Raw genomic sequence first — 23,252 nt, forward strand, 5'->3', positions numbered from 1 at the left:
ACTATTTGAGGCACTTCAGGCCGTTAAGATTGGTCAGCTTTTCTCGAAAATAGTCCTGGAAACACCGCTCGGTCAAGCTCAATTCCTTATTCTTCAGTCCGACGCAGGCTATGGTGTTGGTGAGTTTTTTTTTGGTGGGCCTTATCTGGACTATCGAACCCGTCTCCAACTGTTCGCTGACCAAATGACTGACGATGATACCCGCGCCCATACCTTCTTCTATGGCAGAAATGATGGTTCGGGCGCTGTCGGCGACAAGTATCAGTTTCAGTGCAGCTGGTTCACTTCCGTAGTGCAGATTGAACCAGCTGCGAAACAAGGCCAGGTCGGTTCTGTAACTGATAAAGCTCAGTTGGGTCAATTTTTCATATTTGCCATCGGCTACATTCTCTTCATAATATTCCTTTGAGCAGGCCAGGATGAACTCTTCATCGAGCAGAGGTTCTATTCTGTAGGTCTTCATTCTATCTGCGGTATCGAGAAAGATGGGCAGGATGTCTATATAGGCAAAACCCAGGTCACCGGTCGAGACCATCTTAAACAATGTTTGCGGGTCTGCCAGTTCCAGCTGAAAAGAAACCTCTTCATATTCCCTGCTAAAGGCAGCCAGGATTGTTGGGAAATAGGTCGTACCAAATTCCGATGGGGCACCGATTCGCAGCAAGCCGGAGGGGGTATCTTTTGATTTATCGAAATGCTTCACACCATTTTCAAGGGAAACCATGAAGCTCTTCACTATCTCATACAATTCACAGCCAGCAGTGGTCGGCACCAGTCGACGGTTTACCCGGGTAAAGAGTCTGGTCTGCAGTTCATCCTCGAGCTTTTTCAGGTGCTGGCTCACTCCCGACTGGGTGATGTTCAGGATTTTTGCCGCAGCTGTACTGCTCTGTTCGTTAAAGATGTGATAGAAAACTTTGAGTCTATTCAAGTCTGGCAGCATATGTGGTTTTCGGTAAGTTTGAGTGATCGAAACGGTAACAAAGATTAATTTTACTTACCACTCGTGGTTGGATTATGCTAGCACCGTTCTTTTTATCGTTGAGTAAAGTTATTAAAAAACAAGGTTGCAGATGAAAATAGGAATCGTGGCGGCAATGGAAGAGGAAGTAGCCTTATTGTCTGAAAAACTCAAAAAATCCTCTGAAATCAATATAGGGCGATTCAATTTCTGGAAGGGAGAGCTACAAGGAGTTGAAGTTGGAGTGACCCTTTGTGGAATCGGCAAGGTGAACGCGGCGGTGGGCACCACAATGCTGCTTGAAAAATTTATGCCTGATTATTTAATTAACATTGGAGTAGCCGGCGGATTCGCCAGCGAGCTTGAAATTGGTGATATTGTCATCTCCACAGAAGTTCGTCACTACGATGCGGATGCCACAGCCTTTGCATATGAAATGGGGCAGATTCCGAGAATGCCTTCGGCGTACAAGGCTGACAACAGGTTGATCGATCTGGCCAGCCAGGCCTGCAATACACTAGCTGATGTGGCTGTACATCACGGTTCGATTCTCTCTGGAGATAGCTTTATACATACTTCTGAGCAGATTGCGGAGATATCGACAAAGTTTCCTGGTGCAATGGCTGTGGAGATGGAAGGTGCAGCGGTGGCGCAAACGGGATTTCTGTTTGGTATCCCCTTTGTTCTTATCCGTTCTATTTCAGATAAGGTTCACGCCGACAACAACCCCTGCGCCTATTCGCAATCCATGCAGAGTGTTGCCGGCAACTCCGTTAACACCGTGCTCCATATGATCGAAAATATTCACTGATACGAGCAATGAAAAAGATAGAAAGTTTTAAGATAGATCACACCCGGCTGAAAAGAGGAATTTACGTCTCCCGAAGGGACCATGTGGGAAGTGAGGTGATTGCTACCTTTGACCTGCGCCTGAAAGAGCCGAATAACGAACCGGCACTTGAAGCGGCTGCCGCACACACCATAGAACATATCGGTGCCACGTTTTTACGAAACCATCCGGAATTTGCGGCCAGGATAATCTATTTCGGACCTATGGGATGTCTGACAGGGTTTTACCTGTTGCTCAGAGGGAACTACGCGTCACCGGATATCGTGCCGCTTATGACAGAACTCTTCAAAGCGATTGCAGAATTCGATGATGCCATTCCCGGGGCTACCCCGATAGAGTGTGGAAATTATCGACTGATGGATCTGGAGGGAGCCAGACGGGAAGGAAAGAAGTATCTCGAAGAGGTGCTTGAGCGGATCGGTGAGGAGAATCTGGTGTACCCGGCCTGACCTGCATGAGCAGATTTGAGATGCAGGGGAGCTGATCTCTGGCCCGGATTTCTTATGAGAAATCCGGGATAGTTTTAGAATTATGCTTCGGTCGCTTCACTTGGTCTTGTTCGCAGGCCAAACCAGAAAATAGAAAACAGTGCCAGCCCCAGGAATAGAAGGGCTACCGGATGTTCCAGCAGTACCCGGTAATTGCCGTCTATGATATTCAGTGATTGTGAGAGAGAAAGTTCGAATCGTTCACCAAGAAAAAAGGCGATTACGAAGACAATCACGGAAAAGCCCAGACTACCCATCAGAAAGCCGAGAACTGCAAAAATAAACATGACGGCAACACCAAACAATCCGCCGGTTGCCAGATAAACCCCGACCGTACAGAGCAGCAAGGCTGCAGGAAATATGATCGATTCCGGGGCCTTGATAACTCGTACCCAGAGCCTTAAACCGAATAGCCCGGAAATGAGATTGAGCACATTGGCCATAAGCAGAATACCGAACAGCCCATAGATGAGTTGGCCCTGCTCTTCGAAGAGCAAAGGACCAGGTTGTACACCATGTATCATCAACGCGCTGATGATGAGGGCTGCGGCGATATTGCCTGGTATTCCCAGGGTGAGCAGGGGGATCAGGTTGGCACCGGCCACTGCGCTGTTCGCGGATTCGGTTGCGGCTATGCCGTGAATGTTGCCTTTGCCAAAGCTCTCCGGTTCTTTCGAGGTTTGCTTTGCCGTGGCATAACTCATAAATGATGCTGCGGATGAATCCAGCCCGGGAATTGCCCCCAGCACGGTACCAATTATCGACCCCCGAAAAATTGTATAACGGCAGGCCCAGAATTCGCGCCAACTGACTCTCTTGTCTTCAGCTTTTTGCGATTTGGGGATGGTTATGGCGGAGCCGATCTTGCCCTGTATCATGGCAAGCCTGCGGAAAATTTCTGCCACAGCCAGCATACCGAGGGCGACAGATACCAGAGGCAGGCCGTCATATAACTCGAAATGGCCGAAGATAAATCGGGGAGTACTGTTCTCCGGGTCCAACCCGACTGTGGCGCAGAACAGCCCCAGAGCTGCGGCGGCGATGCCCTTGGCCATGGAATCGCCTACCAGCCCGGCGATAATCGAAAAGGCGAAAATCATCAGGGCGCACACTTCAATCGGGCCCATTTTCAAGGCGAGTGTGGCAATGATCGGTGCTACGGTAATGAGGACTATATCGCTGAAGGCATCGCCGGTCACAGAAGAGTAGAGCGCCATCTTTGTTGCCTTTTCCGGCTTTCCCTGCTGGGTCATGGGGTAGCCGTCCAGGGTGGTGGCCGCTGCATCGGCGGTGCCCGGGGTGTTAATCAATATGGCAGGAATGGCTCCGCCAACCAGACCACCCTTGCTGATGCCCATCAGGATTCCGATTGCGGCCAGGGGGTCGAGCACAAAGGTGAAGGGAATCGCAATCGCCATGGCCATAACAGGCCCGACACCGGGAATAGCGCCAACCAGTTGGCCGATTATGATTCCCAGCCAGACAAAACAGAAATTCTGCAGGGTGAGTGCATCGGCAAACCCTGCGAGTATAGTGCTAATATCAATCATTGATGGCCCGTATTTTTCATAGCATGTGATGGATAATGGTGGTTGTTACGGGAGCGGTCTCTTCAGTAAAAAATCTACGCAAAACCAAGTTAAAGAGGGAAGCACAATGATACCGATTGCAAGCCAGTGGTATCGGCGTTCCCCGGTAACGAGCATCAGCACAAGCATCAAAACAGGCGCACCAATAATAAATCCCAGCCGCGACATCAGCCAGAGCCCCAGAACGCCTATTCCGAGAAAGAGAAGTACCCGGGTCGTAATGCGCCAATCAATTTCAGCTTTTCCTTTGGGGAAGATGAGATGAATACAACCAGATACGACAATAATGATTGCAGCAATATTGGGCAGAGTTGCTGGCCGCAGCCAACCATAATCCGTGGTTTCGGTATGGTTGGGGATGACCCAGAAGAGCAGAGCAAGGCCGAGCAGGGCGGTCAAAATCCCGGATAATCGATTGAGCGTCATGGTGTTTCACTGTGTTGTGTCGGTGGAAAAATCAGTGAAGCGCGCTACTGGCAATATGCCGGAACTCTACACTGATTTTTCACCTGGAGTGGGCTGATGAGAAATGCAGGCTATTTCTTTTCTTTGTCTTTATTCACCAGGGCGAGAATATCGACTTCACCCTGCTGCAGCATTTCCAGGGTTCCTTCAGGGCCGAGATTCCGGGCGGTGGCAGTCAAGGTGTTGAACAGGGCCTCCTTGACGCTGTCTGAGTTGACTGCGTCATCCAGCGCCTTGGCCAAAGCGTCTTTTATTTCAGTGGGCAATCCCTTGGGAGCTGCGATATAAAAATATGGCTCCAGGCTAAAGTTGTAGCCGCTTTCAATAAGGGTCTTTGCATCTGGCGCATATGAGTGCCGATCTTTACTGAGAGAAGCGATCATTTTCAAATCACCGCTCTTCACATATTTGATGTGGCCACCAGCGGGCAGGGCGATGGTGGTGTGTCCGCCCAGAACTGACTGGATCTGCTCGGCGCCGCTCTTATGGGTAACAAACTTGAATTTTACTCCAGCCTGTTCCGCTACGGGTTCCATTACCATCTGTTGCGGCTTGGCATCAAAAGCGACAGTGATGCCATCTTTTGACTCGGCTGCAAAGCTCAGCAACTCTTCAAGGGTATTAAACGGGGCATCGCTTCGAGCCACCATGGCGATTTCACCCCTCAGGATGGTGCCGATATAATCAAAGCTATCGATTTTGAATGGCAATTTGTCACCGCGATGAGCAAGGTTCAGCAAGACTGGCATGTTAACGCCCAGGCCAATGGTCTGTCCGTCAGGTTTTTGCCGCATCAAAGTGGAAAGCATGGCGATTCCGCCACCACCGGGCTTATTTTCAACAACAACGTTCCAGCCGGTATTTTCCTCAATTTTGGCGGCAATCAGGCGCCCCATGATATCGGTTGAACCACCTGCGCCAAAACCAATTTGCAGTTTTACCGGATGCTTGGGGGACCACTCTTGGGCCTGTGCTATCAGGGGCATGAGCATCAAACAGGCGAGGGTGAAAAATGTCAGTGCTTTTTTCATGGTGTTCTCCTTAATTTGAGTAGGGGGAAGTTGTATATTTGGTTTTGCTCAATTCGAAAGAAATTGTAGAACCCGGGTCTACTCTGGGTCAGAGTCAGAGAGGACACAGAGCGCTGGTGAAGTCTGGTAGGGAACAACTCCGTCAACGCTGGTCTCAGATTTCGCTCCTCTCGGGCTCGCCCCTTTCAACCTGAAATCTTTCACATCCACAGGGACTATCTCCACCTGTTCAGGTACCTCGACCTGGGGAATGTAGTCGTAGGGGTAACGATAGGCCCTGTAGACCATGTTCATGTTGAAGCTTTTGCCCCAGTAGGGCGAAATATATTCCCAGACCAGTTCATGATCGGCGGTGATTTCGATCAACCGGCCGCCGCTCCCTTCGGTAATAAGGGTGTTGCCATTGGGAAGGCGCTGGGCTGAGCTGATAAAGGGGCTGTACAGGCGATTACTGTCGGTGGGATGAACCAGACCTGCTTCCTGGGGTGTATACTGCCAGACGATCTTCAAAGTGATCGGGTCAAATTCGATAACCCGTGAGTAATCTCTCAGAACATTTTTGGTCCCGGTCGGGCTTGCCGGATGGCAGCTGCCATATCCGGCCCAGCCGCCATTATCATAGACGAGGATATTGCCTTCGCCCGGCAACCCTTTGGGGATCATGTGGGCGTGGTGCTGGCCGATAATCCATTCCAGGTCTTTCTCCGGGGTATGGTCATAGTAGGGGCCTACCTTCCAGACCACTTTGCCAGTCTCTTTACTGATGATGAAAATCAGGTTGGTTTCACGCCCATCGACAATGATATTGTCCGGGTGAAAACGTGTATCACCTGCTTCATACCATTTATTCGGTCCGAGCTGTGACATGGAGTTGAGATGCATCCAGTCGCCCATGCCACCACCGCAGGGCCGCATGTTCGGATCGCGGGCCAGGGCATTTTTCGCATCTTCCCGAAAGCCGAATTCCTCGAAATGTTCGCTGCAGACCCACTCCCAGAGAATTTCTCCATCCCAGGAGATTTCATAGATGGTGTCATCAAGCAGGTTTTTGTCGCTTATGTTTTTGCAGACCAGGTTCTTGTGTCCAAGAATGAGGGTGTTGCCACCATCAACCTGGGCTTCCATGCCAGGCACGTAGTAGCCGACTGGATTACCCTGGCGCTGGTAATCGTGATGCACCCTTGCCATCCACTGGGGTTGCTCGCCCGGGTCCTCGATATATTCGTACTCGTTGAACTTCCAGACCACGTTTCCGTCCCAGTCCACCTGGATCAGGTCGCGGTAATCCTGCATACCAAAGAGCGTGGAGCGTTCACCGGTGTGGCCAAGCATCTGGCCACCTTTCAGGAGTTTGTTGGGAAAACCGTGCAACCCTCTCCAGAGTTTTATTTCCCCGCCGTTCATGTCGATGACCAGGGCGCCAAGCTCTTTGGCTTGAAAGACGGTGTAGCCGTTAAAGCATTTATCGGGGTTATAGATGGTGGCACCGGTGGGGTATATACTTGGGTATGTCATTATGAAGCGGACTCCTTGCTTTATCTGTTACTGCAGATTCTATTGTTTCTTAACTGATTCCGTTTTGGTGATGAGCTCTTCGAGTGTGTCGAAATGTTGAACCATTACTGCCTCTGCTTTCTCACCGTCCCTGTTCTTGATATGTTCGAAGAATAACTGATTGTATTCGATATCAATTTTGGCAGTTTCAAGATCAGGTACTTTGCCGAGTACTTTCTGGAACACTTCGACCAGCGCTTCCATCAGACTGCTGATAAAGGGATTGTGACAGGCGTTGGCAATAAGGCGATGAAAGCGAATGGCCTTGGTCTGATCGGGGCAGCCTCGCTCGATGGAGACTCTGATATCCCTGATGCATTCTTCCATCTCTTCAAGATCTTCATCGGTTCGTTTTTCGGCGGCAAGTTTGGCGAGTACCGGCTCGAGAATTCTTCTGAATTCTGCAAGATCACGGGCTGTTATGCCTCCAAACTGGTACGAGTTGATGACCACATCAACCATTTTTTCCGATCCGGGCTCGGCAACAAAGCTGCCTCCAAATGCGCCACGTTTCTTGACAATCAGTCCTTCAGCTTCCATCTCACGTAAGGCTTCTCTGGCTGAGACCTTGCTCACGCTGTATTGCTGGGCAATTTCGGCCTCGGGTGGGAGCTTATCTCCGGGTTTGAAGTGACCATCCAGAATGGACTGTTTCAGAATGGCTTTGATCTGGTCGGAGACCCGCTCTTTGTGTATTTCAGCGCTTTGCAGTTTTTTGGCCATAGTGACCTCGATAGAAAAAACAAAAGTTAGTTTTTTAAAAGTTAGTTTTTTATCAAAGGCTGAAATTTCCAGAGAATGAGTGTTTTGTCAAGCTGGAAAAAAAATGATATTGGCACGCCTGAACCCAAGTTCGTTGCCAGTTCAGGCGAGACAGGATCTCCAGGAAAATTCAAATTCGATAAGACTTGCCGGTTGAATTCTGTTTTGCCTAGCCTGGAGTAGGTATGGTGGCACTGTCTGGCTCAGATGAATCAACCGGCTGTTTTTCTCTGCCGAGGTAAACAGACCAGATTCCTCCGGAGACAATAAGCATCGCGCCGACCAGGGCAGAGGCGGCGGGAAGCTGCCCCCAGAAGAGCCAGCCCAAAAGGCCCGTGAACAGAACTCCGCTATAGCTGATTGGCGAGATAACCGTTGCCTTGGCGTAGCTGTAAGCGCGGGTGTAAAACCACATGGTCAGCCAGATAGAAATACCGATGCCGGCCATGAGCGGGATGGTGAACAGGGGCATGGGTTGCCAGTTAGTGATGGCCAGCGGCAGGCTGCAGAGGGCGGAGAAGGCAAAATAGTAGAACATGATCCTGCTGGTGGGCTCTGTGAGTGCAAGAGTCCGCGTCGTTACGATGGAGCCGGCCAGGGTTATTCCGGATAGCAGCCCGATAAGGTGCCAGAAACTTATCAAAGAACCTTGAGGTTTTAAAACAACGGCAATTCCGATAAAGCCCATAATCACGGGCAGCCAGCGCAGCAAAGGTAATCGAATCCCTTTCCAGATTAAAAAGATCACCGGAACACATACAGGGGCGGTATTTCGGAGCAGGCTGGCATCAACCAGGGGAATTCTCTCCAGCGCCAGATAATAGGTGTAAAAGCAGAGCCATCCGGCTGCGCCTCTTATCAGATGCAGCCAGGGGTGATCAGTCCTGAAGGTCTGAGTGCCTCTTCGCAATAAAAATGGCAGCATTACGATAGAACAAAACAGGTATTGAATAAAGACGATCTGCTCTACGGTCACGAATTCAGCGGTGTATTTGGTAGCTGCAGTTGCCAGACTGACAGTCATGGCTGTGGCGAGTGCCAGAAAGGCACCAAGAAACAAATGTAGTGTCGATTGCTGCATATAACAGGTACCTCAATAAAGAGAGCCGAAGAGTGTTGTTGACGGGGAAGCCGTTAATCAGGTATTTCCCTCGATAACAGTATCTTTGTAAAACCTTGCAGAAGCTTGTTACTCTGCTCTTCTGGCGGGATAGCGCATGAACCTCTTACCTTGGAAGTATGACTGATTATCGTGGATTATACTCTTAAACTATTATTTTCGTTTGAGATCAAGGTCTAGGAAAAATAATATTTGTGCCCCTGCGACCTGCATCCTGGAGATATATCCTGAATACAAAAAGATACGAGGTGATAAGGGCATTTGAGAAGAAAAAAATCGTTATCGATCCCCGGTATTTCTGCATTGATGATATTTGTTGGTTCAAATACCATTGCAAATGTATATCTCTGTATTTCTAAATTCTTCCTTGACAGTAAGCATCCCCGGAGACTAACACTAAATAGTAGTGGGCATATGTCTGTTATGTTACGCGGTCGTAGTTTCTTTCGAAAGATTTCTGGTGAAACTTTTTAGCTGGGTATATGAGATCCCGGTTAACTCAGAAAACGGAGGTCGTGCAAATGTGGAAGCGTATCTGGCCACACAAACGAGCATTGGCTATGAGCATTGTTGCGATGTTAGTATTTCCAGCACTATCTGTGGGGGACGATGATCTGGGACAGGACTGGTACTGTTCGGAGCCGGAGGCACATACTACTGCCTACAAGGAACATCTTGGTATGCACCTGGAGAGGGGGGCAGAAGCCATTACTGATGACCTTGACAAGATATACAGTGACGACAGTCTTACAGCCGATGAGAAAAAAGTGAGAGCCATCAAGGTAATAATGAAACACCTCACACAAATTAAATCCGGTATGGGAGATTGATGAAAAAATAGGTGCTGCGCACAGTCGGCAGGATCACCAGAATTTAGGTACTGCCGGGAGATGGATGACAGCTCTTCACCGTTCGTCCCGGCAGCAGCTGCATGCGTATCGGTGAAAAGGTTTCTTGCAGATGTTTTGCGGGAAAACACCTCATACCCCGCTTCATTGAACATGTTCACAGCCGGGAGTTGCTGACCATTGAGCTGGTTGTGCTCCGTCCGGAGTAATAGCTTTTCTTACATGTTTCCTCCAACGACAACAATAGCCCAATAGTATCGATCATCACGAGTGAAAATCGAAAGGAACAATTATCTGAATTTCAATCGGGTAATTAATGCTGCAGCCCCGGGCAATGGAGGGTGTATAATTACAGGTAAAATGGACTTGCTACGAGGTGCGGGTCTGCTCTGTATTGAGGCAAATTGAAGATGACTGCAAGATGAGGTGTGTATGTACCGGCTATTGATAGTTGTACTTCTTTTAATGAGCAATAAGGCAATGTGTAAGGAATTTGCCGCCAGCATGTCGGTTATTCCCCTGGAAATCGCCGCTCCTGAGAACACCGCTGGAGGGATGATAGCGGCAGATGTCAACGATGATGGCGCCTATGACCTGATAGTGACAGCTCCGGGATATGTAGGCGCTTATGCAACTGATGGAAGGAGGCTGTGGTCAAAACGCGTTGACATACGCGTGGGGGGACGTGCCGAGTCGGAAGGCCTGCCAGGTCACCATGCACCGGGCATTCAGGCTGGAGATATCAATGGTGATGGCGAAACCGAGGTCCTGTTTTTCGATCAGAAGAGTACCCTGCACGTGTTGCGCGGTGATAATGGAAGGGAGTTATGGTCGATCAAACTGGAGCCGCCGAAGGGCGCCAGGCGCTGGGAGCATGTGGTGATCGCCAATTTTCGCGGCAAAGGTGATCGGGACCTGCTGTTGCAGACAACACACGGCAGTGCACGCCACCGGCTCGGTAAATATCTTGCCGCCCATACGGTGCGTGATCTGCAAATGGGAAAGATCGCGCCGCTCTGGCAACGGGATGACTTTCTACCCTGTGGTCACAGTGGTGTCCGCGTAGCGGACCTTGATGGTGACGGGCGTGATGAAGTTCTGGGCGGAACCATCTTGGCTCCTGACGGCAGGCAACTGGTCGCGCTCGAGGTCGTTGGACATATCGACTCATTGTTTGTAGCTGATATTCGCCCGGATCTGCCAGGTCTTGAAGTGGTGATACTGGAAGAAGGGCGGCGTAACCGTATCTTTTTAGTTGGCCCGTCCGGCTTAATCTGGGAAACGGACCATAAGGGCCAGGAACCACAGAATGCCGTTATCGGCCGATTCTTGCCAGGACGCACTGATATGCAGATATGGTGTCGCAGCAGATACAACGAGCACCAGGTACCATTCGTGTTCGATGCGTTCGGCAGACTGCACTCAGAATACCGAATGGATGATGTCGCCCCAAAAGGCTGGACTATACGCGGGGTTGAGGTGATCCACAGTATCCAGTGGACCGGTCGCAAGCAATGGTATGCAGTTGCCAAGGAGCGTCATAAGCCGGGGGATGTGGCACTATTCGATCCTGTCACTGGCCGCTTTTTACTGTACTTGCCGGAACAGGCGAATCGCCTCTATGTGGCAGATGTTATCGGTGATAGGCGCGAGGAGATTATTGTTTGGAGTGATGACGAGCTCCATATTTATGCCAATCAACAGCTCAACCCACGCCCGGATGAGCCGCGACTGTGGACACTTCCATATTATCGTCGGAGCAAGATGACCTGGAATTATTATAGTCCGTAACTTCTCACCCTCCCGAAAAAAAGCAGCAGATTAATTTCCCTGAAAAAAATCGCCTCTGATTCAAGCGAACTCTGCAGTGCATTTTACCCTTGAGTATTACAATCCCGTCTCATTCTTCTCATTGAGTTGATAAAACTCTGTGCAATTTGCGGTTGCATGATTGTTGTATTGTGCATGCATAGTGCGCGGTTCATGCATGCAACACCTGGCCGCCTCTTCACTGGTGTAATCTCCTATCTGGCTAAATAAACGTGCAAGTTATACCTCGGTGTTTTTGGCACGTGATGTGCTTATATCACACCGTCGTGCAGTTGTGTGCAATGCGGCAATAAGTGCTTGTGTCCGTAAAATTGGTGTCCCCGTTATGCAATGAAGAGAAGACTATGAAGAAAACACTGACAACGTGCCCGTACTGTGGTTCGGGTTGCACGTTTTTTTTGGAAGTTGAAGCTGGTACCATTTCAGGCGTGACCCCGAATTGCAATGGCTCGGTAAATAATGGGGCGCTCTGCTCCAAGGGTCATTTTGGTACGGATTTTGTGCAAAGCAGGGACCGGTTGACAACGCCCCTTATCAGGAAAAACGGTGTCCTCACTCCTGTCGGCTGGCGGGAGGCGTATAGCTATACGGCGGAACGATTTTTAGATGTTGTAAATAAGCACGGCGGCAAAAGTGTTGCAGGCTTCAGTTCGGCCAGGTGTACAAATGAGGAAAACTATCTTTTCCAGAAAATGTTGAGAGCCGCGCTGGGAACCAACTCGGTTGACCATTGTGCCCGCCTCTGACACGCTCCCACAGTGGTCGGTCTGACCACGACTCTGGGCAGCGGCGCCATGACCAATTCCATTGCAGAACTCGATGAGATGGGACCCGGTGACACCATTTTCGCCATCGGCACCAACACCACGGAATGTCATCCTGTAATCGGCGTTGCCATGCTGCGTGCGGTGAGGCGCGGCACCCGCCTGGTGGTGGCGGACCCGCGGGCGACGACGCTGGCGCAAAAAGCCGATGTCTGGCTCCGCCTGGAGCCGGGCACCGATGTCGCGTTGCTGAACGGGATCGGCCAGATCATTGTCGAGGAAGGGCTTGAAAACGCCCAATTCATTTCCAGCCAGACTGAAAACTTTCAAGGGTACAGGGAGCATCTGCAACAGGTCAGTATCTCCGAGGTGGAGTCGATAACCGGAGTGGCAAAAGAACTGGTGGCGGCCGCGGCAAGAATCATAGGGGAATCTGCCAATGTCGCGACCTACTATACCATGGGGGTGACCCAGCATACCTCCGGGGTAGATAATGTGCTGGCGGTATCGAACCTTGCGCTATTGACCGGCAATATCGGCAGGCCCAAGACCGGGGTAAACCCGCTGCGCGGTCAGAACAATGTGCAGGGGGCCTGTGACATGGGGGCCTTGCCCGATGTTCTGCCCGGTTACCAGAAGATCACTGACCGCGCGGTTCGTGAAAGGTTTGCCGATGCCTGGGGGGGGGGACTCCCTGAACATGAGGGGCTGACCATACCTTCGGTCTTTTCGGCAATCGAGTGCGGCGAGGTGAAAGCGCTCTATATCTTCGGGGAGAACCCCATGCGGAGTGATCCCGATATCAATCATGTTCGCCACTGTCTTGAAAAAGCAGACTTTCTGGTAGTGCAGGATATCTTTTTAACGGAAACGGCCCAGCTTGCCGACGTGGTATTGCCGGGAGCCTCATTTGCCGAAAAAGACGGCACATTCACCAGCACCGAGCGAAGGGTGCAGCGGGTCCGCAAGGCGATTGAACCGGTTGGTACCAGCAAGGCGGACTGGCAGATATTCAGCGAGCTTATGCAGGCACTTGGCCATAAAGCGGCGTATACGCATCCCGAGGAGATTTTTGATGAGATGCGAAGCCTTACGCCGGGATATAGAGGGATAAGCTATCAACGGCTGGAAAACGAATCGCTGCAGTGGCCCTGTCTGGATGAAGATCATCCGGGCACACCGATTTTACACGTGGGAGGAGCCATTCGCGGCACGGCCCGGTTTGAACCGACACGTTACCGGCCACCGGCGGAACTGCCGGATAAAGACTACCCCCTGAAGCTGACCACCGGCCGAGTGGTGGCGCATTATCACACCGGCACCATGACCCGTCGCTGCTGGGGGCTGGAAGGGGTGGCTCCCCACGAGCAGGTGGAGATACATCCCGGGGACGCCCTGTCCCTTGATATCGTTGACGGAGATCCTGTGCGGGTGGAGTCCCGGCGGGGTACGGTGGAAGCGGTGGCCAGGGTGACAGATGTCGTCGGTAAAGGCCTGGTATTCATGACATTCCATTATAGCGAGAGTTCAGCCAATATGCTGACCAACAGCGCAGCCGATCCGGTAACACAGACCCCGGAGCTGAAAATCTGTGCGGTAAAGGTAACAAAATTGACCAATGAACTGCATGTTTGCAGTTGAAGGAACCTGAAGAGTTACGATGAAGAACTACAGTTTAAACAGTTTTGTGGTGGCTGATCCGGATAAATGTATCGGCTGCCGGGTGTGCCAGATAGCCTGTTCGGCGGCACATGCAGATGGAGATCGTGCGCTCACGGTGGGCAGTATGAAAAATCCTTTCCAGCCGCGTTTACACCTTATGCGCCATCGCTACGGTTATGCCCCGGTGCAGTGTCGCCACTGTGAGGGTGCTCCATGCGCCAACAGCTGTCAGGTTGCCGCCATAATCCAGAAAGAGGGTGTCATCCTGGTGGATGAAGATAAATGCATGGGCTGCAAGACCTGCCTGATTGCCTGCCCCTTCGGCGCCTTGGAAATGGCTCCTGTCTACAGAGACGGCAAAGCGGTGGAACAAAATTTTTATCTGGACCGGGAGGGAACCGTTCAGGCCGCTGGAGCAGAGCACGCCAAGCATCGCTATGTGGCAACGAAATGTGATCTCTGCCGCGACAGCGACCGGCAGCCCGCCTGCGTGGCGAATTGCCCGCAGCAGGCTCTGGGGTTGATAGATCCCGGTCAGCACCGGGCACAGCGCATGAGTGCAGCGGCAACAGGACTGGCGAAAATGAGCACGCATCGTAACAGATGAGCTGTGCAGGCCGGACGATTACAGGCGGTTATGCCGCTTTAGTGAAAGAACACAGTACGAATTTTCAATGAGATACAGTTATGACTGAATCAATTGTTTCAATCGATAGCGAGTTGTGTACCGGCTGCGGCAGATGCAAGGATATCTGCCCGGTCGGTGCCATCAGCGGTGAGCCGGCTGAGCCTCACCGAATAGCCGCATCCAGTTGTATAGTGTGCGGTCAATGTGTGCAGGTGTGCAGCGGTTTCGATTCCTCCCTTGAGGAGTATCCCACCGGCAGGCAGCAGCGTCTCCGGCAAAGAGGCATGCTCGACTCGGTGTCAGAGCCCCTTTTTGCCGCGCATTACCGGGGGGATATCCACGCCCTGCTTGCAGCCCTTGAAGATGGCAGCACCTCAACCTTCGTGCAATGTGCGCCAGCGGTGCGCGTCGCCCTGGGTGAGGAGTTCGGCATGGGCTATGGCGCGCTTACTCCGGGCAAACTGGCCGCAGCCCTTCGCGCGCTGGGGTTTGACCGGGTCTATGATACAACTTTTGCCGCGGATCTCACCATCATGGAAGAAGGGGCGGAACTTATAGAACGCATCCAGGGCAAGGGGCGGCTGCCGATGTTTACCTCATGCTGTCCCGGCTGGGTGAAGTTTATCGAAGACCAGCACCCCGATCTGCTAGAGAATATGTCCAGCTGCAAGTCGCCGCAGCAAATGGCGGGTACCCTGTTCAAAACCTATGGTGCCGGGGTGGATAAGGTTGATCCCGCCTCGATCTTCAGTGTGGCGGTCATGCCCTGTACCGCCAAGAAATTTGAATGTGCCAGGCCCGAGATGGATGCCAGCGGCCACCGTGACGTCGATCTGGTCATAACCACCAGGGAGCTGGCCCAGCTTATCAAACATAAGGGTTTGGATTTTCTCGGTCTGGACGATGAACCGTTCGACAACCCGCTGGGCTGTTATTCCGGGGCCGGTAATATTTTCGGCACCACCGGCGGAGTGATGGAAGCGGCTCTGCGGAGCGCCTGCGAGGTGCTTACCGGGGTTCCCCTGGGGGAGATCGAGCTGGAATATGTGCGGGGTGGTGAAGGTCTGCGCTATGCGGATATCGTCCACCAGGATCTTGAGTTGCGGGTCGCTATTGTGGCAGGTCTGGCCAACGTTCGTCGTTTGCTGGATGAGGTGCGGCGCGGTGAGGCGGATGTGCATTTTGTTGAGGTGATGTGCTGTCCCATGGGTTGTGTGAGTGGTGGCGGCCAACCCAAGCCGTTGTTGCCGGCTCAGCATCTCGAAGCCCATGCAGGGCGCAAGTCCGGCCTGTATTGTCATGACAAGAAGCTTGCCGTGCGCAAATCCCATGACAACCCTCAGGTGAAAAAGCTGTATGCGGATTTTCTGGGTGAACCGCTGGGCCATGAGTCGCACAGGCTGCTGCATACCGATCATACCAGCAGGAGGCGGGCATGAACGCATTTGTTGTCGCTGATGCAGGGTTGTGTATAGGTTGCCAGGCCTGCATGATCGCCTGTGCCAAAGCGCATAGCCCTGCAGGAAGCCCTGAAAGTGGCCAGACAACAGGAGCAATGGCGGCTGGCCGTGTATTTCAATCCAGAATCACCCTGGTGCGTACCGCAGAGGTTACTGTACCCGTGCAATGCAGGCATTGTGAGAATTCCCCTTGCGCCAATGTCTGCCCGGTGGATGCCATCGTGCAGAAAGACGCGTGCATAGATATTGTCGAAAAGAGCTGTGTAGGTTGTAAAAGCTGTATGCTGGCCTGTCCGTACGGGGCCATTCAGGTAGTTGCGGATGATACCGTCTGTGGAAAACAAGCGGTTGTAGAATTTCGGGAAAAAACCGGTCAGGACACTCTTCATGTTGTGGTTAAATGCGATCTCTGTTTTGATCATGGTTCTCCGGCCTGTGTCAAGATCTGCCCGGCGGGGGCGCTGAGGCTGGTGGAAGGACGTCAGCTCAGTGAGAGTATCGTGTCGAAACGCAGGGCCGCCGCGGGCAGGATGGGGCGGATAGGTAGTCAGCATTAAGGAAGAAGAATGTCGCAGAACAGAGATATATCCCGTCAGGATTCAGCGCAAAAAGGAGAACTCGTCAGGGTGTTTCTCGCCGATGGCACTATCACCTACGTGAACAGTGTCTGCTGTGATTTTTACGAGAAAACGATGGATGAGATGATAGGCAGCAACCTGGCGGCCTATCTCTCCGAAGACGAGCGGGAAGATATTATCGCGGCCATTTTTTCCATGAGCCAGGACAACCCTGAGGTTATAACCCGACCGCGATTTACCGGCAAAGACGGCAAATCCCGCTATCTCGAATATCGCAACCGGGGAATATTCCAGGCCGACGGCACCATAGTGGCGTACCAGTCGGTGGGAGTGGTCCTCGCCGAAGAACAACGGCTGGTGCCTGTTCCCGGGACCATGGAAGTGCCATCGAAGGTGGCGGGCAGTCCCCATACCTCCGGAAGAAGCCGGGAAAATGCACCCGGCTTTTTTTCCGAGCAGATGCGTGAGATCAGGCGTCAGGCCGAGATGTATCACCACGACCGTTCGATTCCGGTGTTGATCGAAGGGGAGACCGGGGTGGGTAAGGAAATCATAGCCAAACTCATCCATTTCGGGGGCACCACCTCACTGCGCCCATTTGTCGATATCAACTGTACCGCCATCACCCCATCACTTTTTGAGAGTGAGCTGTTTGGGTATGATTCCGGAGCGTTTACCGGCGCGGATGGCCGTGGAAAACAGGGCAAGCTCGATTGCGCCAGGGGCGGCACGCTCTTTCTGGATGAGGTGGCGGAGATTCCTACTGAACTCCAGGCTAAACTTCTCAGGGTGCTGGAGGAGAAAGCCTTTTACCGGGTGGGTGGCCTGCGCCGCATACATACCGATATCCGGGTGGTTGCGGCCACCAATGTCGACTTAGACAGTCGTGTCGCAGCCGAGACCTTTCGTCGGGATCTGTACTATCGCCTGCGTGTCGGCCATATCCGCATTCCGGCCTTGCGGGAACGGCGGGAGGATATCCTGCCCCTGGCCGGGCTTCTGCTGAACCAGTCTGCCCGAAAGCGTAATAAGAGGTTTGCGGATATCAATGACGGGGCCGCCCGCCTGCTGCTCGATCACCCGTGGCCCGGGAACATTCGTGAATTGAAAAACCTCATGGAATGGGTCACGTTCATGTTTGATGCCCGGCACCTTGCTGCTGAACATATCGCCGATCGTCTGACCGTTCCCGCCCATTACCAGCCCGCTGTACCGGCTCTTTTGCCGTCAGGCAGAGGCCGGAGTTCAGTCCGGATCGAAATTTCGAAAGCTGAGGTGCTGGCAGCCATTGATCAATGCCGGGGCAATAAGACCCAAGCTGCCCGCAGGCTGGGGATTTCCATTCGTACCCTCTATAACCGACTGATGTAATGTTCTTGATATGTAAAGGAATTTTATGATAGTGCATGCCGATCCATCCTACAATTTTATCGACCCTGAGCAGATCTCACGCATTATTGACGCAGCTCGACAACCGGCTCCGTCACAGGTGCGTGAGATCATCGCCAGGGGGCTTGAGAAAAAAGGCCTCTCTTTATCAGATGTTGCTGTCTTGCTGCAAAGTGACGATACCGAACTGGATGCGGAGATTTTTGCGGCCGCCAGACGGATAAAGCAGGAAATCTATGGCAACCGGATAGTGCTGTTCGCCCCTCTGTATGTGAGCAACGAATGTGCCAATCAATGCAGTTACTGCGGCTTCAACGCGAAAAACAGCGAACTGGTACGAAAAACCCTGACCAGCGAAGAGATTGCAGGAGAAGTACGCGCTCTGGAAGACTGCGGGCAAAAACGATTGCTGCTCGTTTATGGCGAGCACCCGAAGATTACAGCGCAGTGGATCGCCGACAGCGTTGCCACGGTATACGAGACGCTCTCAGACAAAAGCGGCGCCATCAGACGGGTGAATATCAACTGTGCGCCGCTGGACGTTGCCGGCTTCAAGCTCCTGCACCAGGCGGGAATAGGCACCTACCAGTGTTTTCAGGAGACCTACCATCAGCCGACCTATGAGAAGATGCACCTGGCCGGGAACAAGACCGATTACCTGTGGCGTCTGCAGGCCATGGACCGGGCGCAGCAGGCGGGCATCGATGACGTGGGCATCGGCGTGCTGTTTGGCCTGTATGACCATCGTTTCGAGTTGCTGGCCATGCTGAGGCATGCTGAGGAGCTGGAGAGTCGTTGGGGTGCGGGGCCGCATACCATCTCTTTCCCGCGTATGGAACCCGCCCTGGGTTCCGAGCTTTCCCAGGCTCCCCCGTACCTGATCTCCGACCATACGTTCAAGAAAATTGTGGCTATTACCAGGCTGGCGGTGCCGTATACCGGAATAATCATGAGTACCCGCGAGAGTGCCACGATGCGAACCGAACTGCTGCAGCTCGGGGTATCCCAGATGAGCGCTGGCTCAAGCACCTCGCCGGGCGGATACCGTGACGGTTCTTCGGACGAGATCACCAGTCAGCAGTTCTCTTTGGGGGATCATCGACAGCTGGATGATATCGTTCTTGATCTGGTGCGGCAGGGTTTTACCCCGTCCTGGTGCACGGCCTGTTACCGAACGGGACGGACCGGCGAGCATTTCATGACTCTGGCCAAAGAGGGCTTCATCCAGAATTTTTGCCACCCCAATGCCTTGCTCACCCTCAAGGAATACCTCAATGATTATGCCGGAACCGCGACTGTCGAGGCGGGCAAACGCCATATTGAGGGCGAGCTGGAAGCGTGTCAGCTGAAAGTCAAACCTCAACTTGAGGCCAAACTTACCAAAATCGAGGCTGGTGAGCGTGACCTCTATGTGTGAACGGTGAGCAGGGGAAATGAGTATTCCGGCAGCCTTTGCACATGTTCCTGACAGGAGTTGATCAGTATCATGATTAAAAAGGCTGCACTGCTCTTCAGCCCGGCTGGTGGAGTTCCCGGTAGAGTGAAATCATCTCGTCAATGGGTTCCAGTGCTCTGGGCATCAGCCCGTTGGCCCAGGCCAGAAACATGCCGAAGTTGATCACCGGAATCCCCTGCGCCTCAAATTGTCGCATGCGGTAGAGGATGGCTTTGCGGGAGAGCATACAGCCGCCGCAATGGAGAATGAGATCATAGGAGGTGAGGTCGTCGGGCAGCTTTCTGGTGTGACAGAATTCCACCTGGGAGCCAACCACCTGTCTGAATAACCGCGGAATTTTCACCGTGCCGAGATCATCTGCCTGCCGGTGATGGGAGCATGCCTCCATCACCAGTACCCTGCCGTTTGCCGGGAAATTCTCCAGCACTTTCAAACTCTTGATCAGCCATTTTGGGTCGGCTTTTTTCCTGGCAAAGAGCAGGGAAAACGAGGTGAGCGGCTGGTCCGGCGGCAGATCCGCCGCCACCTTGCTGAACGCCTGACTATCGGTGATGACCAGGGCCGGACGTATGCCGAGGTTGTTATAATAACTGCGCAACTCCCTCTCTTTTACCACCAGCGCCGCACAATCCCGGTCGAGCAGATCACGGATGGTTTCCACCTGGGGAAGTATCAGGCGTCCCCTGGGGGCGGCCCGATCGACAGGCGTGACCAGGAGTACCAGATCCCCTTCCTTTACCAGCCCCTGAACCGGAGTGAGTTCCTGTTCCAGGAGATGCTCCAGCGATTCCATTCTCCTGATCAGCTCCAGCCCGCTATCAAAGCTGTTGTTATTGACGGAAACAGAGTTCGCCCTCTGAAAGAACTTCTCTTTTTCCGGGTGGACGGCCTGATCGGCAAAAGTCATCACTCCCAGCCAGGGGCGGGTATTTGTCCTGAGCCAGTTGAGAAAATCCAGCTCCGCCTGCTCGGGCGGACGGTTGGCGGGGGTGGCAAAAAGAATCAGGTCTGCCGTCTCCAGTCTTTCGCTTGTTTTGCTCACCCGCAATTCCCCGAGGTCCCCTTCATCGTCAAAACCTGCGGTATCGGTGACTGCGCACATGCCCAGTTTGCCGAGTTCTATCTTTCTGGTGACCGGGTCGGTGGTGGTGCCCGGCGTGGTGGAGATTATCGCTTCATCCTTCTGGAACAGGTTGTTCAGCAGGCTCGATTTTCCGGCATTTCGTACACCGGCTATTACAATACGGCACAGTTCCGCAAGGGGAGTGGTGGTCATTATCGAAAATCCTTTTTCATGGTGGTAAGTGTCACGGGGGAAGACCAGTTGTCGAGAAAGGCCCTGTCCAGTTCTGTGTGCGCCTCCAGCCAATCGGCCAGTTCCTGCACAGTCGAGATCCTCGCCGCTTTGATTTGCGGCAGCAGCTTTTTCAGCCCATGGTAGCCCAGCGCCGCTCTCAAGGTGTTAATGAGGGCGGGGCTTGAGGTGAGGTTTGCTTCAAGTCGTTCCCTGTCCGGTACCAGGGCCTCCATGAGCGGGCCTGAGGCGGTGGTGAGCGCTTTTTCGAGTCGGCTGGCAAGCCGTATCATCTGCTCGGCAAGAAAGGGCAGGTTGGCGTTAAGCTGAAGCTGACCCGACCTGGCGTAGAGGCCGATGAGGTCGGCGGTGGAGGAACATTCCATGGCAAGGCCGCGTATCAGTTCCAATAGAATCGGGTTGGCCTTGTCCGGCATAATCGTTGAACCGTAGGCAACTTCATGATGGCGGATTTCGCGGCAGAATGACGAGCTGTAGAGGATCAGGTCTGAGGCAATCTTGTACAGATTGTCGGCACAGAGCCCCATGCCGCGGGCGCATTCGGCCAGGTTGTCCACATGGGCCACCTGGTCGCAGAGGTTCTGGCTGCGGCAGAGCGGCAGGCCGGTGATTCGCTGCAGGTGGCGCTCGGCCGCAAAGACATAGGCTCTGGGGGCCGAAAAACCGGTACCGAGCGCGGTGCCGCCAAGGGGGATGGTACGCAAACGCTCTTTCAGCTTGTGCAGGCGCCAGCGGTCGCGCTCGATTGGTCCCGCCCAGGCACCGAAAACCTGGCCCAGGGTGATGGGCAGGGCGTCCTGCATTTCAGTTCGGCCGCACATCAGCCACTGTTCGTAGAGTTGTTCGCGTTTTACCAGTTGTTCCTGCAGGTGGATGACCTGCTGCTCGATACGCTCAAGGAAACGGTAGCTCATCAGGATGACACTGGTGGGGAAAATGTCATTGGTCGATTGGAACCGGGCCAGATGCTCCAGCGGGTCGAGCCGCTCCTGCGGCGACTGCCCTGCACGACACTCTGCGGCCCGGTTGACATAGGAGGCCAGCACTTCGCAGATATTCATATGCAGGCTGGTCCCGGCTCCGCCCTGGGCCAGATCGAGCGGGAAGTGTTCATTCAGCTCTCCGGAGATGACTTTTGCCGCCGCCTCCTGCAGCAATTCGAAGAGCTCTGCCGGATAGAGACTGCATGTCTCCTGCTGGGCCAGTATGGCGGCAAGCTTGACCTGAGCCAGCGCCTCGATCATCGGCCGGGGTGTCTGGCCAGGGCCGAGATAGCTGAGTGCTTTTGAGGTTTCCGTCCCGTATAAAGGTTTCATAATACTGGTATCTCTGTTGTGGGGTAAAGGTTGCCCGGATCAGTCCGTGAACGGCTCAGATTTGCTGGTTACTTGAAGACCATATCGGGGCGTCACCCCGGGCAAAGCTGAGTTTTTTGCCAAGAGTTGCGAGGGTGGGAACCAGACCCTGAACCGCACCTTCGATATCTGTTTCATCGAGGCAGATCTTGCCGGGATACAATGCGTAATCTTTACGAAAATCCTTGGTGGTGATATTGGGCATCAGGACATTGGCACCAGCCGCAATCATCTGTTCACGACCATCCGCGGCAAGAGAACCTGCGGAGGTGGTGGCGGGCAGGTGTGCCTGTGGCAGAGCCAGCCGGAGCAGGGCGGTTGCCCGAATGGTGGCTTCGAGTCCCTGCTGTCTGCTGCTGGCAAGTGGTGTCTGCGGGTGGGGAATAAAGGGGCCGACCCCGACCATGTCGAGTTCGAGTTCCTTGCTGAGCAGAATATTGTTCAACTCTGTTTCAACCGTCTGGCCGGGAAGGCCGGTCATGAATCCGGAGCCTGTCTGCAGCCCGGCAGCCTGCACGGCTCGCACTGCATCGAGCCTTTCGGCGAGTGATTGCCCGTGATGCAGTCGCGCATATAACTCCGGGTCGGAGGTCTCAAAACGGATGAGGTATCTGTCGGCACCGGCACTGGCCATGGAGCGGTACTCCGCCGGTGTGCGATTGCCGCAGCTGAGGGTGACGGCTGCGGCCGGTCCGGTAAACGCCTTGATGCGTTCCACAAGCCTGCAGATACGGTCGGTATGCCACTCCGGGTCTTCACCTCCCTGCAGAACAAACGTCGATAATTGCAACTCGCGGCCACGTGCCACCAGTTCCAGGATTTCCTCTTCTGCGAGTCGGTAGCGCCGAATGGCCTGATTGCCGCGCCTGATCCCGCAGTAGAGACAGTTGCAGTTGCAATGATTGGTGAATTCAATCAATCCGCGAAGCAGTACGCTCTTGCCCATTGTCTGCTGACAGGTTGCAAAACCACGTTGGACCAGCTCTTCGGTCGGGGTGGTAAAGAAATGATTTTGTATCTGGTGCCGGCTAGCTCCGGGAGAATTGGGCTTCATGAATACATTTCCATCATGCTGAGAAATACCTGCTGAAAGAGGCTTAATCCCGATTTGTTATGATTTTTTGCTCAATTATGGCTGACTGTTGAA

The 23,252-nt window shown here is 53.1% G+C and carries 20 protein-coding genes; 10 read left to right on the forward strand and 10 right to left on the reverse strand.

Annotated elements, in window-relative coordinates:
* Window position 1 precedes the first annotated feature (1 nt).
* A complete protein-coding gene (locus ACN5NT_RS14570; RefSeq protein ID WP_419175902.1) occupies window positions 2–931 on the reverse strand; it encodes a LysR family transcriptional regulator in 930 nt (309 codons plus the stop codon).
* Window positions 932–1,073: 142 nt separating this feature from the next.
* Between ACN5NT_RS14570 and ACN5NT_RS14575 the strand changes: the two genes are divergently transcribed.
* Window positions 1,074–1,772: a 5'-methylthioadenosine/adenosylhomocysteine nucleosidase gene (locus ACN5NT_RS14575; protein ID WP_136797379.1), complete on the forward strand. Its 699-nt coding sequence runs from the start codon at window positions 1,074–1,076 to the stop codon at window positions 1,770–1,772.
* Between the two features lie 8 nt (window positions 1,773–1,780).
* Window positions 1,781–2,260 carry an S-ribosylhomocysteine lyase gene (locus tag ACN5NT_RS14580; RefSeq protein WP_136797378.1) on the forward strand — a complete coding sequence of 160 codons (480 nt, stop codon included), beginning with the start codon at window positions 1,781–1,783 and terminating at the stop codon, window positions 2,258–2,260.
* Window positions 2,261–2,340: 80 nt separating this feature from the next.
* On the opposite strand, the gene ACN5NT_RS14585 is transcribed toward ACN5NT_RS14580, so the two are convergent.
* The 6 genes from ACN5NT_RS14585 to ACN5NT_RS14610 all read right to left on the reverse strand — a co-directional run bounded on the left by ACN5NT_RS14585 (window position 2,341) and on the right by ACN5NT_RS14610 (window position 8,781).
* Complete coding sequence (locus ACN5NT_RS14585; protein ID WP_136797376.1) at window positions 2,341–3,849, reverse strand: tripartite tricarboxylate transporter permease; 1,509 nt, start codon at window positions 3,847–3,849, stop codon at window positions 2,341–2,343.
* A gap of 45 nt (window positions 3,850–3,894) precedes the next feature.
* Window positions 3,895–4,314, reverse strand: coding sequence for a tripartite tricarboxylate transporter TctB family protein (locus ACN5NT_RS14590; protein WP_419175903.1), 420 nt, complete (start codon window positions 4,312–4,314; stop codon window positions 3,895–3,897).
* 110 nt (window positions 4,315–4,424) lie between these two features.
* On the reverse strand, window positions 4,425–5,384 hold the full coding sequence (locus ACN5NT_RS14595; RefSeq protein WP_419175904.1) for a tripartite tricarboxylate transporter substrate binding protein: 960 nt from the start codon (window positions 5,382–5,384) through the stop codon (window positions 4,425–4,427).
* Window positions 5,385–5,462: 78 nt separating this feature from the next.
* Window positions 5,463–6,899, reverse strand: a complete 1,437-nt coding sequence (locus ACN5NT_RS14600) for an aryl-sulfate sulfotransferase (protein WP_419175905.1) — start codon at window positions 6,897–6,899, stop codon at window positions 5,463–5,465.
* A gap of 39 nt (window positions 6,900–6,938) precedes the next feature.
* The gene (locus ACN5NT_RS14605) at window positions 6,939–7,661 is read right to left on the reverse strand and encodes a FadR/GntR family transcriptional regulator (protein WP_419175906.1); all 723 of its coding nucleotides are present in this window, start codon (window positions 7,659–7,661) and stop codon (window positions 6,939–6,941) included.
* A 208-nt stretch (window positions 7,662–7,869) separates the two neighbouring features.
* A complete protein-coding gene (locus tag ACN5NT_RS14610) occupies window positions 7,870–8,781 on the reverse strand; it encodes a DMT family transporter (RefSeq protein WP_419175907.1) in 912 nt (303 codons plus the stop codon).
* A 599-nt stretch (window positions 8,782–9,380) separates the two neighbouring features.
* On the opposite strand from ACN5NT_RS14610, the gene ACN5NT_RS14615 reads away from it, so the two are divergent.
* The 8 genes from ACN5NT_RS14615 (at window position 9,381) to hydG (ending at window position 19,396) form a co-directional block, all read left to right on the forward strand.
* Window positions 9,381–9,650, forward strand: coding sequence for a hypothetical protein (locus ACN5NT_RS14615; RefSeq protein WP_419175908.1), 270 nt, complete (start codon window positions 9,381–9,383; stop codon window positions 9,648–9,650).
* Between the two features lie 450 nt (window positions 9,651–10,100).
* Window positions 10,101–11,459, forward strand: a complete 1,359-nt coding sequence (locus ACN5NT_RS14620; protein ID WP_136797364.1) for a hypothetical protein — start codon at window positions 10,101–10,103, stop codon at window positions 11,457–11,459.
* A 383-nt stretch (window positions 11,460–11,842) separates the two neighbouring features.
* Window positions 11,843–13,903, forward strand: coding sequence for a formate dehydrogenase subunit alpha (gene fdhF, locus ACN5NT_RS14625; RefSeq protein ID WP_136797362.1), 2,061 nt, complete (start codon window positions 11,843–11,845; stop codon window positions 13,901–13,903).
* 19 nt (window positions 13,904–13,922) lie between these two features.
* Window positions 13,923–14,531: a 4Fe-4S dicluster domain-containing protein gene (locus ACN5NT_RS14630; RefSeq protein ID WP_136797360.1), complete on the forward strand. Its 609-nt coding sequence runs from the start codon at window positions 13,923–13,925 to the stop codon at window positions 14,529–14,531.
* An 80-nt stretch (window positions 14,532–14,611) separates the two neighbouring features.
* The gene (locus tag ACN5NT_RS14635) at window positions 14,612–15,991 is read left to right on the forward strand and encodes a [FeFe] hydrogenase, group A (RefSeq protein WP_419175909.1); all 1,380 of its coding nucleotides are present in this window, start codon (window positions 14,612–14,614) and stop codon (window positions 15,989–15,991) included.
* Window positions 15,988–16,569, forward strand: a complete 582-nt coding sequence (locus ACN5NT_RS14640) for a 4Fe-4S dicluster domain-containing protein (protein ID WP_136797356.1) — start codon at window positions 15,988–15,990, stop codon at window positions 16,567–16,569. The genes ACN5NT_RS14635 and ACN5NT_RS14640 overlap by 4 nt, the downstream gene beginning before the upstream one ends.
* 9 nt (window positions 16,570–16,578) lie before the next feature.
* Window positions 16,579–17,961, forward strand: a complete 1,383-nt coding sequence (locus ACN5NT_RS14645; RefSeq protein ID WP_136797354.1) for a sigma-54 interaction domain-containing protein — start codon at window positions 16,579–16,581, stop codon at window positions 17,959–17,961.
* Between the two features lie 25 nt (window positions 17,962–17,986).
* Entirely contained in the window at window positions 17,987–19,396 is a 1,410-nt protein-coding gene (gene hydG, locus ACN5NT_RS14650) for a [FeFe] hydrogenase H-cluster radical SAM maturase HydG (RefSeq protein ID WP_419175910.1), read from the forward strand.
* A gap of 94 nt (window positions 19,397–19,490) precedes the next feature.
* Here the strand turns inward: hydG and hydF are convergent, their stop codons facing one another.
* The 3 genes from hydF to hydE are packed head-to-tail and all read right to left on the reverse strand — an operon-like array spanning window position 19,491 to window position 23,159.
* Window positions 19,491–20,711, reverse strand: a complete 1,221-nt coding sequence (gene hydF / locus ACN5NT_RS14655; protein WP_419175911.1) for a [FeFe] hydrogenase H-cluster maturation GTPase HydF — start codon at window positions 20,709–20,711, stop codon at window positions 19,491–19,493.
* Window positions 20,711–22,066, reverse strand: a complete 1,356-nt coding sequence (locus ACN5NT_RS14660; RefSeq protein ID WP_419175912.1) for a lyase family protein — start codon at window positions 22,064–22,066, stop codon at window positions 20,711–20,713. Before ACN5NT_RS14660 ends, hydF begins: the two co-directional genes overlap by 1 nt.
* Before the next feature lie 55 nt (window positions 22,067–22,121).
* The gene (gene hydE / locus ACN5NT_RS14665; protein WP_419175913.1) at window positions 22,122–23,159 is read right to left on the reverse strand and encodes a [FeFe] hydrogenase H-cluster radical SAM maturase HydE; all 1,038 of its coding nucleotides are present in this window, start codon (window positions 23,157–23,159) and stop codon (window positions 22,122–22,124) included.
* Between the last annotated feature and the right edge of the window lie 93 nt (window positions 23,160–23,252).

The sequence above is a fragment of the Desulfosediminicola sp. genome (assembly GCF_048381775.1).
In the GTDB taxonomy this organism is placed as follows: Bacteria; Desulfobacterota; Desulfobulbia; order Desulfobulbales; family Desulfocapsaceae; genus Desulfopila; species Desulfopila ganghwensis.